Source organism: Hymenobacter miniatus, assembly GCF_016427455.1.
Classification (GTDB): domain Bacteria; phylum Bacteroidota; class Bacteroidia; order Cytophagales; family Hymenobacteraceae; genus Hymenobacter; species Hymenobacter armeniacus.
This window is the reverse complement of the sequence record NZ_JAELXR010000001.1, coordinates 121,615-133,960: the sequence shown is the minus strand read 5'-3', so window position 1 is coordinate 133,960 and position 12,346 is coordinate 121,615. Positions and strand designations below refer to the sequence as shown.

Below are 12,346 nucleotides of genomic sequence, written 5' to 3'. Positions count from 1 at the left end.
CACAAGGTAAGCCCGCGCGTAGCGCGCTGGCTTGGGGCAGACAGGGTGGCTGCCGAAAAGGCTGCCGGGGTGCGAAAATTATTTTCGTCCGGTTTCCATTTCCTCTACCGCTTTAGGATATGCCCCGGGAGCTGAGCTACCTGCTTTCCCGGTTCAGCAGCCGCAGGAGCACCCCGTTGGTCCACCCGAAACCGTCCTGCAGGGGGTATTCGCCGCCGCCGGCCGGACGGTTGGGGTGCAGCACGTCGTACTTCTCCAGCAGCTGGCCGGTTTGGCCAAACACGCGGGTGTTGAGGCGCACCCAGCGCCGGGCAATGGTGTCGGCCAGCGGCCGCTGCTGGTAGCGCGTGAGGCCCTCAATGGCCAAGTATTGCAGCGGAGCCCAGCCATTGGGCGCGTCCCACTGCTGTTTGGTTTCGCTGAGGGAAGTCACGAGGCCGCCCGTTTTCAGGAAGCTGGTTTTCAGCCCCGCTCCTACCCGTTTCGCCTGCTCTGCCGAAGCCAGCCCAAACGCCAGTGGAAACACGCCGGCCAGCGTGCGCACTCCGGAGCGCTGCCGCTTCCGCCAGTTGTAGTCTTGAAACCAGCCGGCCTTGGGGTCCCAGCTCAGGGCCAGCAGGGCGGTTTTGCGGGCGGTGGCCTTGGCGGTATACGAGCGGGCTTGGGCCGGCTGGCCGGCCACGCGGGCGGCTTCGGCCAGCGTTGTTTCCAGGTTGTAAAGCAGGCAATTGAGGTCGACGGGTACCACATCGGTGGTCTGGATGCTGCCCAGCCCGCCCGCCGGCCCAAACCAACGGCTGCTGAAATCCCAGCCCGAGGCCGCCGCGGCCCGCACGTGGCGGTAGAACTGCGCCGCCGGTTGCTTGCTGCCCTTGGCCGCGGCCACGTCTTCGGCGTACGATTCTTCGCGGGGCTGGTCGCTGTCGTCCCAGTAGCGGTTGAGCAGGGCGCCACTGGGCAGGCGCACCACGCGGCGGGCGGCTGTGCCGGGCTTCAGGGCCTCGGCGCCCTGCATCCAGTAGCGATACTCCGCTTCGAGGGCCGGGCGGTAGCGCAGCAGTTCGCCGTTGCCGCGCTCCCGGGCCAGCAGCTGCACCATGCTGGCAAAAAACGGCGGCTGCGAGCGGGTGAGGTAATAGCTGCGGTTGCCGTTCGGGATGAAGCCGTAGCGCGCAATGAGGAACGCGAAGTTGTCGGTGATGTCCTTCAGCAGCTGGCCTTTGCCGGCTTCGGCCAGCCCCAGCATGGTGAAGTACGAATCCCAGTAGTACACTTCCCGAAACCGACCGCCCGGCACCAGGTAGGGCTTGGGCAGCGGCAGCAGCGACCGAAAGGGCGCCAGCGAGTCGGCCGCGTCTACCGCCGGGGCGGCAGGGCGGGCCAGCACCGTCCACAGCGTGTCGAGGTGGTGGCGCAGGCCCGCCTGCACGTTGCTCCGAAACGGCACGCCGCCATCGGCCGGCAGGTCGAAGTGCGCCGTTACGAAGGCTTTCAGGTTGAAGCCGGGCTGGCTTTTTTCGCGGCGCCACGCCGCCAGAATGGTGGCGGGGCGCTGCCGGGGTGCGGCGTCTACAAAGGTTTTGCCGTCGGCGAACACGCGACCCAGCTGTACGGCCTCAAACAAGCCCGGAAAGAGCTGCCGGGGCGACTGCGGCCGTTTCGCCGGGGTCGGTATTGGCGTCGCACTGGCGGCGAGGGCGGGGTCTGGTGTCTGGGCCCGGCCGGGTCCGGCGCTGAGCATCAGCAGCAAGCAAAGGGTGTAGCGGTTTTGCATGGAGAAAGCCCGATTTGGCAGCCCAGGAGGCAGAGGGGGCTCAGGGCTTACGTGACTTAAAGACTTTTTGCTGAATGCCGGCCCTGTCCGCCAGAGCAACGAGGCCAACTCAAACAGTCATCAACTAATAAAATAGTTTTTAAACTAAAAAATTAGTTGTACGTTTGCTTTGCTTAGATATCATTACCCAAACCGCCCCATGGACCCCGCTGCTTTCCCCGAACTCACCCGCGCCGAAGAACAAGTCATGCACGTGCTGTGGCGCCGCGGCCCCTCTTTCGTGAAGGACGTGCTGGCCGAGCTGCCCGCTCCCCAGCCGGCCTATAATACGGTGTCGACCATCATCCGCATCCTCGAAACCAAGGGCTTTGTAGACCACGAAGCCTTTGGGCGCACCCACCGCTACTTCGTGCGGGTGCAGCAGGACGACTACCGCCGCTTTTCGCTGCGCAAGCTGCTGGGCGGGCACTTCGGCAACTCCTTCAGCCGGCTGGTTTCCTTTTTCGCCAAAGAGGAAAACCTCGACGCCGCTCAGCTCGACGAACTCCTCCGCCACGCGTCCCAACCCCAAACCCCCGACCACGATGAACCCAATCAGCCTGCTTAAGTGGATGCTGCTCAGCACGGTGCTGCTGGGCGTGTGGTGGCTCTGCTACCGTGTGGCCCTGCGCCAGGAGCGCAGCTTTGCCTACAACCGTTGGTTTCTGGTGCTGGGCCCGGTGCTGGCGGCGGGACTGCCGCTGTTGCCTGCGGCGTGGTTCGGCAGCTGGGGCGCCGGCCCGGCCGGGCTGCCGGGCGTGGCCTCGGTGCTGCTGCCCGCCGTGGCCATAAGCGCCGAAGGCCCGGCCGTGAGCGCCGGAACGCCGCTGCTGGCCGGGCTGGTAGGGTTATATGCCGTGGGCGTGCTCGTGGCCCTGGCCCGGCTGGGGCTGGGCCTGGGCCGCCTGTGGCGAAGCACGCGGCGGCTGGCCCGCGAAAAGCGCGACGGCTACACGCTGGTGCCCACCCACGGGCAGGTGCCTACCAGCTCGTTTGGCCGCACGGTGTTCTGGGACGATACCCTGGCCCTGAGCGCGGGTGAGGCCAGCCAGGTGCTGCGCCACGAGCTGGCCCACGTGCGCCAGGGCCACACCTACGACCGCCTGCTGCTGGAGCTGCTGCGCGCCGGGCTGTGGTTCAATCCTTTCGTGCATTGGTGTGGCAAGGCGCTGGCGCTCACCCACGAATTTCTGGCCGATGAAGAAGCGCTGCGCCATGCGGCGGCTTCGGTGCCGGCGTTTTCTCCTGCTCAATCCTACGCTCACCTGTTGGCCCGGCAAGTGGCCACCCGCCTCGGTTTCTCCGTCCCGCTTGCGCACACCTTCTCCCATTCCCAAACCCTCCGTCGCATTGCCATGATTCAGAAAACCTCTCCCATTCGCCGCTGGAAGCAGTGGCTTGCCCTGCCGCTGCTCGGCGTGCTCGTGGTGGCCGTCGCCTGCGAAAAAGCGACAAATCAAGCCACCCCGACAACTGCCGCGCCGCTCAACCTAGAGATGAAAGCCCCGATTCACATCGGAAAAGTTGCGATTGCGCCGCCGCCCGGCAACGTGTATACCTACGTGGAGCAAATGCCGCAGCTGCCCGGCGGCGGCGATGCCCAGGCCATTGTGCAACACATACAGAGCCACATCACCTACTCGAAAGAGCTGGCCGCCAATCCCAAAGACGGCGTCGTTTTCGCGACGTTCACCGTGCGGGCCACCGGCGAAGTGCAGGATGGCGCCATTGTGAAAAGCCTCACGCCGGCCCACGACGCGGCCGTGCTGGCCGCCATCCACACCCTGCCGCGCTTCACCCCGGGCAAGCACGACGGCAAAGCCGTGGCCGTGAGCTTCACGGTGCCCGTGCGGTTTGTGGCGAAAACTCCGGCCAAATCGGTCGGTTTGCAATTATTCAACTGGTACGGCGGCTGGGACCCCAAGCCCGCCAATGCCGGCTGCTAACAGGGCCACAGCACTTTCCAGGTAAAAAATAGTCGAGAAACCGCTCGAAAAGCCACGGCCCCGGCCGGGGCCTTTCTGCGTTAAGCCCGGCCACAACCGGGCAAAATGGGCTAACTTGCGGGTCGTACTGGCCCTCTAATTCGTTTTTATTCAGTGTTGTTTTCCCTAACGCCGCGTGCTGCGCTCGTGGCCGCCACCTTTGGCTTGCTGGCCGCCGCCAGCTGCCCCGCCTGCAAAAACAAGCCCGCCGAGGGCGAAACCGCCGCTTCGGGCGCGGCCGCCGAGGGCGACGCCGAAGGCAAGCCGGCCCCCATTGACACCATCAAAATCAAGGCGATGGCCATGCGGCGCGACTCGCTGAAGGCCGACAGCATTGCCCGCAAAAACGGGCAGCTGCCGGGCGCCATCCTGCCGGGCCACCGCATCGTGGCGTTCTATGGCAACATCCGGTCGAAGGGCATGGGCATTCTGGGCCGCGAGCCCAAGGAGCAGATGTTCCGCAAGTTTGCCGGCGTGCTGAAGGAGTGGCAGGCCGCCGACACCAGCATTCCGGTGCAGCCGGCCCTGCACAACGTGACCATCACCGCCCAAGGCACCGCCGGCAAAGACGGCAAGTGGCGCCTGATGAACTCCAAAGCCACCATCGAAGAAGTGATTTCCTGGGCCCGCGAGCACAAGTGCATCCTGTTTCTGGACGTGCAGCCCGGCCACAGCACTCTGCAAGTGGAAGTGCCCAAGCTGGAGCCCTACCTCAAGCAGCCCGACATTCACCTCGGCATCGACCCCGAGTTTTCGCTGGCCACCATGCCCGGCGTGCGCCCCAACCAGCGCATCGGCACCCTCGACGCCAAGGACGTGAACTGGACCATCAACTACCTGGCCCGCCTCGTGAGCGAAAACAAGCTGCCGCCCAAAGTGCTGACGGTGCACCGCTTCACCCGGAAAATGCTGACCAACTACAAAAACATCAAGCTCGACCCCCGCGTGCAGGTGGTGATGCACATGGACGGCCACGGCGAGCCCACCCTGAAAAAGGACTCGTACCACGACTACATCCAGACCGAGCCCGTGCAATACACCGGCTTCAAGCTGTTCTACGAGTACGACCCCAAGCCCAAGCCCCACCACATGATGACCCCGGTGGAAGTGCTGACGCAGCTCACGCCCAAACCACTGTACATTCAGTACCAGTAGGTTGAGAGTAGGTCGTCTGTCATTGCGAGGGCACAGCCCGTGGCAATCCGTCCTGTCAAACCCAGACACTTTCTAATGTTATAAAGCCCCGGCACTGCGCAGTGTTGGGGCTTTTTATTGGGCTCCATCACACCTCAGGGCTAGTCGCAAAGAGAGGACGGATTGCCGCACTTCGCTCGCAATGACAGGCGCCTCACTTCGCCTTCGAAAACGAATACGGCGCCGCGGCCGGCTGCGTGCCCCGGCTCTTGTTCGGCACGGCGCTCATGTCAAAATTCAGCGTCGCACCCTGCATGAGCTCGGTGTGGCTGAGCCAGTTCTTGTCGTAAGGCTGGCCGTTGAAAGTCAACCCATTCACGTAGCGGTTTTCGGCTGAGTTGTTGGGTGCATTTAACACGATGTCTTTGCCGGAAGGCAGGTGCAGGGTGGCTTTGGGGAAGAGGGGGGCGCCCAGCACGTACTGGTCGGTGCCGGGGCACACGGGGTAGAAGCCCAGGGCCGAAAACACGTACCAAGCCGAGGTTTGGCCGTTGTCTTCGTCGCCGCAGTAGCCGTCGGGGGTGGGCAGGTATAGGCGGTTGAGGGTTTCGCGCGCCCAGTACTGCGCTTTCCAGGGCTGGCCGGCGTAGTTGTAGAGGTACACCATGTGCTGAATGGGCTGATTGCCGTGGGCGTAGTTGCCCATGTTGACAATCTGCATTTCCCGGATTTCGTGGATGACCTCGCCGTAGTACGACGCGTCGAACACCGGCGGCAGCGTGAAAACGGTATCCAGCGTGGCCACAAACTTTTGCCGCCCGCCCATCAGGTCTATCAAGCCCTGCACGTCGTGAAACACCGACCAGGTGTAGTGCCAGCTGTTGCCCTCGGTGAAGGCATCGCCCCACTTGAAGGGATTGAAGGGTTTTTGGAAGGTGCCGTCCTGGTTGCGGCCGCGCATGAGGCCGGTGTGCTTGTCGAACAGCTTGCGATAGTTCTGGCTGCGCCGGGCGTAAAGGTCAACTTCCTTTTTTGGCTTGTTCAGCGCCTTGGCCAGCTGATATATGGTGAAATCGTCGTAGGCATACTCCAGCGTGCGTGCGGCGCTCTCGTTGATTTTGACGTCGTAGGGCACGTAGCCGAGCTTGTTGTAGTATTCCACGCCCTTTCGGCCCACGGCGTCGAGCGGCCCGGTGTTGTTGGCGCCGTGCGTCAGGGCTTCGTAGAGCACGTTCATGTCCTGCCCCCGGATGCCTTTCAGGTAAGCATCGGCCACTACGGAGGCCGAGTTGTTGCCCACCATCACGTTGCGCAGGCCGGGGCTGCCCCATTCCGGCAGCCAGCCGCTTTCCCGGTAGTCGTTGGCCAGGCCTTGTTGAATCTCGGCATTCACGTCCGGGTACAGCAGGTTCAGGAAGGGAAACAGTGCCCGAAAGGTGTCCCAAAAGCCGGTGTCCGTGTACATGTAGCCCGGCAAAACTTGCCCGTTGAAGGGGCTGTAGTGCATCACGTTGCCGCCGGCATCAAGCTCATACAGCTTGCGCGGAAACAGCAACGAGCGGTACAGGCACGAGTAAAACGTGCGCCGCTGGGCCTCGGTCCCGCCTGCAATCTCGATGCGGCCCAGCGCCTTGTTCCAGGCGGCGCGGCCTTGCTGGCGCACGGCGTCAAAGTTCTGCTCGCCAATTTCCCGCAGGTTCAATTCCGCCTGCTCGGGGCTGATGAAGGACGAGGCCACTCGCGCATTTACCTGCTCCCCTTTCCTGGTTTTGAAGCCCACCACCGCGCCGGCGTGCTTAGCCGTTACTTCCAGCACCCCGGCGGCCAGGGCTTTATCCTGGTAGAGGGCCGTGCTGGTGAAATCGTGGTCGAATTCTAGAATAAAGTAGTTCTTAAAGTTCTTGGGTACGCCGCCGCTGTTGCGCGTGGTGTAGCCGACGACGCGGCGCTGCCCGGGCAGCACCTTCACGTAGGAGCCGCGGTCCAGCGCGTCAATCACCACGTAGGCGCTGTCGGTTTTGGGGAAGGTGAAGCGGAAGCGGGCGGCGCGCTCGGTGGGCGCTATTTCGGTGGTCACGTCGTGGTCGGCCAGGTACACGCGGTAGTAGTTGGGCTCGGCCACCTCGGCCTTGTGCGAAAACCAGCTGGCGCGGGCGTCTTCATCGAACACGCGCCGGCCGGTGATGGGCATGAGGGCAAACTGGCCGTAGTCGTTCATCCACGGCGAGGGCTGGTGCGTCTGCTTGAAGCCGCGCAGCTTGTCGGCCGAGTATTGGTAGGCCCAGCCGTTGCCCATCTTGCCGGTTTGGGGCATCCAGAAGTTCATGCCCCAGGGCAGGGCAATGGCGGGGTAGGTGTTGCCATTCGAGAGGTCCGGTTTGGAATCGGTGCCCATCAGCGGGTTCACCCATTGGGCCAGGTCGGGCGTGGTGGCCGGCGTTTGGGCGAAGGCGGGGACGGCTAGCCCGAGCGTTGCCAGTGCGGTAAGGGTTCTTAGCATTTGAGAATAAAATAGACCGTCATGCTGGTGTTTTCCTAAGCTGCCGCTACCACTGCGCGGCGGCTGCCGCGCAGGCCGTACCACATGATGTAGGCGTAGCACGCCACGGGCAGCAACAGCGCCAGGCGCAGGCCGCTGTGGTCGGCAATGACGCCAAACAGCATGGGCACCAGGGCCCCGCCCACCACGGCGGTGCACAGCAAGCCCGAGCCCTCTTCGGTGTGCCGGCCCAGGCCGGCCAATGCCAGCGGAAATATCACGGGCCACATGATGGAATTCATCAGGCCCACCGCCAGCAGGCTCCACATGGCCACCTCGCCCGAGGTACTGATAGAAATAAGCACCAGCACTACCGCCGCCACGGCATTAAAGGCAAGCAGCTTGGCGGGCGAAATCTTATTGAGCAGGTAGGCACCCACAAAGCGGCCCACCATGGCCCCGCCCCAGTAGTAGGCCACCCGGTTGCCAGCGGCTTCAGGATTGAGTCCCAACACATCGGGCAACGCCAGGTAGTTGACCAGGTGCGAGCCAATGGCTACTTCAGCGCCCACATAGGTGAAAATGGCCACCACGCCGAGCACCAAGTGGCGGTAGTGCCAGGCCCGCACCGAACCCGCTTCCACGTCGGCCACTTGCTCGGTGGCGAGTTCAATTTGCGGCAGGTTGACCTGGCTCAGCATCAGGCTGATGAGCAGCAGCGCCGCCCCGATGACTAAGTAAGGAATCTGCACGGCCGTCACATCGATGGCCGCCGCGCTGGTAGCGTTGCTCAGCTTCGGCAGGCGGCTCAAAATCAAGGCGCTGCCCAGTAGCGGGGCCAGCGTGGTGCCCAGCGAGTTGAACGCCTGCGTGAGCGTGAGGCGGGCTGACGCCGACCGGGCCGGGCCCAGAATGGCCACGTAGGGATTGGCCGCTACCTGCAGCAGCGTGATGCCCGAGGCCAGCACAAACAGCGCCCCCAGAAACAAGCCGTACACCCGCTGCGCCGCCGCGGGGTAAAACAGAAAGGCCCCCACCGCCGCCACGCCAAAGCCCAGCAGCATGCCGCGCTTGTAGCCCAGGCGCGCCACCAGCTTGCCCGCCGGAATGCTCATCAAAAAATACGCCCCGAAAAAGCACAGATTAATCAGGTTGGCCTGCGCGTAGTTGAGCTGGAAAATGGCCTTGAGATAGGGAATCAGGATGTCGTTGAGGCAGGTGATGAAGCCCCACAGAAAGAAAAGCGTGGTGACCGCACTCAGGGCCGTGGTGTAGCGCGGGGTAGTGGTTTCGGCGGTGGTAGAGTGAGCTGGCGCTGTGACGGAAGGAAGTGTAGCCATGCGGTGGGAATTCTGTAAGGAGAGGAGGAATGCTGCGGCAAAAATTTGCCTGCCAAGCCCAAAGCTAGAATGTTTACCCAGAGTGCAGTCTCTCCTTTTTCCGGCGCCTGCGAAAGCGGACGAACGTCTGTAATGCAAAAAGCCCCGACTCGGCATGAGTCGGGGCTTTTTGCGTGCTATGGCCGACACGGAATCAGTGCGCGTCCATGCTGATTTTGCCGGTGATTTTCACCCGTTTAATCAGCAGCACCAGTGGGAGGCAGACGATGAAGAAAAGGCCAATCATCGTGAACACCTGTGTATAGGTGATGATGGACACCTGCTTCATCAAAATGCCTTCCAGCGCGGCGTAGGCCTGCTTTTGGGCTTGCTCCAGCGGGAAGCCGTGCGAGAGAAAATTTTGGGTGAAGGCCTGAATGCGCTGCACGGTGTTGGTGTCGTAGAGCGAGATGTGCGCCAGCGGGCTGATGCGGTTCTGGGCAATGCTGCGCTCCAGGTAGGTGCCCACGATGGCCACCCCAAACGAGCCGCCGAGTTGGCGAATCATGCCGGTGAGGCCAGCGGCCTGGCCCGCGTCTTTGCCTTTCAGGCCGGCCAAGCTCATGGTGGTGATGGGCAAGAAGATGAGGCCCATGCCCAGGCCGCGCACCATCAGGGGCCAGAAGAAGTCGTCTTCGCCGGCGGTGGGCGAAATGATTCGGCCCATCCAGAAAGTGAAGATGAAGAAGATGGCGAAACCCACCGGAATCATAAACTTCTGGGGCACGCCGGCTTGCAGCATGCGCCCAATCACCGGCATCATCATGCCCGAAGCCAGGGCGCCGGGCAGCAAGATGTAGCCCGTTTGGGCGGCGCTAAAGCCGAGGATGCGCTGCGTGAAAATGGGGAAAATGAACACCGAGGCGAACATGCCGAAGCCCAACACAAACGAGAGCACCGCGCCCACGGCCAGGTTGCGGCTCTTGCCCAGCACCCGCAGGTCCACGATGGGCTGCCGGGCCGTGAGCTCGCGCCAAATGAACCCGATGATGCCCACCGCCGCCAGGAACGCAAACGTGTTGATGTAGGAGCTTTCGAACCAGTCTTCGCTTTCGCCCTGCTCCAGCACCAGCTGCAGCGAGCCCACCCCCAGAATCAGCAGGCCGATGCCGGCCCAGTCAATCTCGCGCAGGGGCCGCGGAATGGCATTTTTGATGCGCTCAGGGTCGCGGATGAACAGCATGGTGAAGATGGCGGCCAGGATGCCCACCGGCACGTTCACGTAAAAAATCCAGGGCCAGTCGTAGTTGTCCACGATGTAGCCGCCCAGCGTGGGGCCGATGGTGGGCCCGATAATCACGCCCATGCCAAACAGGGCCTGGCCCAGCGGCAGCTGCTTCGGCGGAAACGTGTCGACCAGGATGGCCTGCGACGTGGCCATGAGCGCGCCGCCGCCAATGCCCTGAATGAAGCGAAACGCCACCAGCTCCCAGATGTTGGTGCTCTGGCCGCAGGCCATGGAGGCGATGGTAAAAATCACCACCGAGGCAAAGTAGTAGTTGCGACGCCCGAACTGCTCGGCCAAGAAGCCGGTCATCGGAATCACAATCACGTTGGCGATGCCGTAGGAGGCAATCACCCAGGTCACTTCCTGCTGCGTGGCCGAGAGGTTGCCCATCATCTGGGTCAGGGCCACGTTCACGATGCTGGTGTCAATGAGCTCGAGCAAACAGCAGAGGACCACCGTGATGACGATAATCCACTTGGTAAATCCGGTTTCCATTCTATATCTGTATTATGAATGTTACTGTCATCCTGAGCGCAGCGAAGGACCTTATCACGTTTGATTAGGTAGGCTCAATTCTAGCGGCGCTAGCGTGATAAGGTCCTTCGCTGCGCTCAGGATGACAGAATAAAACAACCTGTGCTTACTTCACCTGCACCACGGCATTCACGCTCATGCCGGCGCGCAAAGGGTGCTCGGGGTCCACCTTATCGAGGGCGATGCGGACGGGGATGCGCTGGGTCACTTTCACGAAGTTGCCGCTGGCGTTGTCGGGGGGCAGCAGGGCAAAGCGGGCGCCGGTGGCCGCCGAGAGCGACTCGATGTGGCCCTGGAACTCCTCGTTGGGGTAGGCGTCCACCTCAATCTTCACCGGCTGGCCCACTTTCATGTCTTCCAGCTGGGTTTCCTTGAAGTTGGCCACCACCCAGGTGCGGGCGCTGCCCACAATGCCGAACAGCTGCTGGCCGGGCTGCACCACCTGGCCGGGCTGCACGTTTTTCTTGCTCACAATGCCGTTTTCGGGCGCCGTGATGGTGGTGTAGCTCAGTTGCAAACGGGCGTTGTCGAGGTCGGCTTGGCGCTGTTTCACCACGGCCTGGGCCACAGCAATCTGCTGCTGGGCGGCGGCCACCTGCTGGCGGGCCACGCTCACCTGGTCGGTGGCGGTGGCGCGCTGGGCGGCGGTGGCTTTTAGGTTGGCCTGCACGGCGTCGTACTCACTCTGCGGAATGATGTCTTGCTGGCGCAGGAAGGTGCTGCGCTTGAGGTCTTTCTGCAGGCGCTCCTGGTTGGCCTGGCTCACGCCGATGCCGGTTTGGGCGCTGCGCACGTTGGCGCTGGCCGTGGCCACGCCGGCGCGGGCGGCGGCCACCTGGGCTTGGGCGGCGGCGAGGGCGGCCTCGGCGGCATTCACGCGCTGCTGGTAGTCGGCCTGGTCGAGGGTCACGAGGACGTCGCCTTTTTTCACGGGCTGGTTGTCGTCCACTTTCACGCTCAGCACGGGGCCGCCCACGCGGGGCAGCACGGGGTACACGTCGCCTTCCACCTGGGCGTCGTCGGTGCTTTCGTGGGCTTTGGCAAACTGGTAGCGCGTCCAGCCATAAAAGCCCCCGGCCAGCAGAATGACGGCCAGAATGAGGAATACAAGCGGGTTGCGCTTCTTGGGGGCCTCCAGCGGCTCGGCTTCGGCAGAAGCCGCGTTGGGGTAGGGCGCGGGGGCGTTTTGTACGTTGGGGGAAACTTCGGTCTGGGCCATCTTAGTAGGTATTCAGGTGTCGATTTTGAAGAGAAGGAAAGGCAGAAACGCGTGGCGGAGGAAGGTCAGTTCGCGGGTTCGCTGGTTTCTGGTTGGAGGGGAGCACGCACCAGGAGCGTGGCGCACCGGGCGGTGCGCAATACAATTTCGGCGGTGGTGCCCATCAGGAAGCGGGTAAGCCCCGTCTGGCCGTGCGCGCCGATAACAATCAGGTCGGCCTGCTGGCGGCTGGCTTCGGCCACTATCTCGGAGGCGGCCTCGCCGCGCACCATGCCGGTGTGCACGTGGGCCACGCCGGCCTGCTCGGCGGCGGTGCGCAGGGCCTGCATCCGGTCTTTGCAGGGCGCAAACACGGTGTCGTCGGGCCGCTGGCCGGTGGGGTCTTCCTGCGGCTCGCACACATGCAGCAGCCGCAGCTGGGCCCCGGTGGCCACGGCCAGCGCGGCCGCGTACGCCACCAGCCCAGCCGACGCGGCCGAGAAATCGAGCGGACAAAGGATGGTGGAGAGGTTCATCTTAAGTGATTAATGATTAGCGGGTAACGATTGATTGCTAGGATTAGAACACGTGGCCAT

9 protein-coding genes are annotated in these 12,346 nt (G+C 63.2%); 3 read left to right on the top strand and 6 right to left on the bottom strand.

The features are described 5' to 3' along the window. Nucleotides 1-136: 136 nt before the first annotated feature. Entirely contained in the window at nucleotides 137-1,774 is a 1,638-nt protein-coding gene (gene treF, locus JAO73_RS00565; protein ID WP_233168611.1) for an alpha,alpha-trehalase TreF, read from the bottom strand. A gap of 199 nt (nucleotides 1,775-1,973) precedes the next feature. Between treF and JAO73_RS00560 the strand changes: the two genes are divergently transcribed. From JAO73_RS00560 to JAO73_RS00550, 3 genes are all read left to right on the top strand, one after another. Then, nucleotides 1,974-2,381: a BlaI/MecI/CopY family transcriptional regulator gene (locus JAO73_RS00560; RefSeq protein ID WP_198975252.1), complete on the top strand. Its 408-nt coding sequence runs from the start codon at nucleotides 1,974-1,976 to the stop codon at nucleotides 2,379-2,381. Beyond that, nucleotides 2,359-3,759: a M56 family metallopeptidase gene (locus JAO73_RS00555; protein ID WP_198975251.1), complete on the top strand. Its 1,401-nt coding sequence runs from the start codon at nucleotides 2,359-2,361 to the stop codon at nucleotides 3,757-3,759. The genes JAO73_RS00560 and JAO73_RS00555 overlap by 23 nt, the downstream gene beginning before the upstream one ends. Nucleotides 3,760-3,912: 153 nt before the next feature. Beyond that, nucleotides 3,913-4,953 (top strand): hypothetical protein, encoded by a 1,041-nt coding sequence (locus JAO73_RS00550; protein ID WP_317191179.1) that lies wholly within the window; start codon nucleotides 3,913-3,915, stop codon nucleotides 4,951-4,953. Between the two features lie 193 nt (nucleotides 4,954-5,146). Here JAO73_RS00550 and JAO73_RS00545 read toward each other — a convergent pair whose 3' ends face one another. The 5 genes from JAO73_RS00545 to JAO73_RS00525 form a co-directional block, all read right to left on the bottom strand. Then, on the bottom strand, nucleotides 5,147-7,432 hold the full coding sequence (locus JAO73_RS00545; protein ID WP_198975250.1) for a GH92 family glycosyl hydrolase: 2,286 nt from the start codon (nucleotides 7,430-7,432) through the stop codon (nucleotides 5,147-5,149). 35 nt (nucleotides 7,433-7,467) lie between these two features. Further along, nucleotides 7,468-8,751, bottom strand: coding sequence for a sugar MFS transporter (locus JAO73_RS00540; protein WP_198975249.1), 1,284 nt, complete (start codon nucleotides 8,749-8,751; stop codon nucleotides 7,468-7,470). Nucleotides 8,752-8,944: 193 nt separating this feature from the next. Further along, nucleotides 8,945-10,513, bottom strand: coding sequence for a DHA2 family efflux MFS transporter permease subunit (locus JAO73_RS00535; RefSeq protein WP_198975248.1), 1,569 nt, complete (start codon nucleotides 10,511-10,513; stop codon nucleotides 8,945-8,947). A gap of 145 nt (nucleotides 10,514-10,658) precedes the next feature. Further along, complete coding sequence (locus tag JAO73_RS00530; RefSeq protein WP_198975247.1) at nucleotides 10,659-11,771, bottom strand: HlyD family secretion protein; 1,113 nt, start codon at nucleotides 11,769-11,771, stop codon at nucleotides 10,659-10,661. Between the two features lie 65 nt (nucleotides 11,772-11,836). After that, nucleotides 11,837-12,286, bottom strand: coding sequence for a universal stress protein (locus JAO73_RS00525; protein WP_190926204.1), 450 nt, complete (start codon nucleotides 12,284-12,286; stop codon nucleotides 11,837-11,839). Nucleotides 12,287-12,346: the final 60 nt, after the last annotated feature.

Bases quoted from the DNA above. Each gene is read 5' to 3' on its own strand.
- treF (WP_233168611.1), bottom strand. From the start codon at position 1,774: ATGCAAAACCGCTACACCCTTTGCTTGCTGCTGATGCTCAGCGCCGGA.
- JAO73_RS00560 (WP_198975252.1), top strand. From the start codon at position 1,974: ATGGACCCCGCTGCTTTCCCCGAACTCACCCGCGCCGAAGAACAAGTC.
- JAO73_RS00555 (WP_198975251.1), top strand. From the start codon at position 2,359: ATGAACCCAATCAGCCTGCTTAAGTGGATGCTGCTCAGCACGGTGCTG.
- JAO73_RS00545 (WP_198975250.1), bottom strand. From the start codon at position 7,432: ATGCTAAGAACCCTTACCGCACTGGCAACGCTCGGGCTAGCCGTCCCC.
- JAO73_RS00540 (WP_198975249.1), bottom strand. From the start codon at position 8,751: ATGGCTACACTTCCTTCCGTCACAGCGCCAGCTCACTCTACCACCGCC.
- JAO73_RS00535 (WP_198975248.1), bottom strand. From the start codon at position 10,513: ATGGAAACCGGATTTACCAAGTGGATTATCGTCATCACGGTGGTCCTC.
- JAO73_RS00530 (WP_198975247.1), bottom strand. From the start codon at position 11,771: ATGGCCCAGACCGAAGTTTCCCCCAACGTACAAAACGCCCCCGCGCCC.
- JAO73_RS00525 (WP_190926204.1), bottom strand. From the start codon at position 12,286: ATGAACCTCTCCACCATCCTTTGTCCGCTCGATTTCTCGGCCGCGTCG.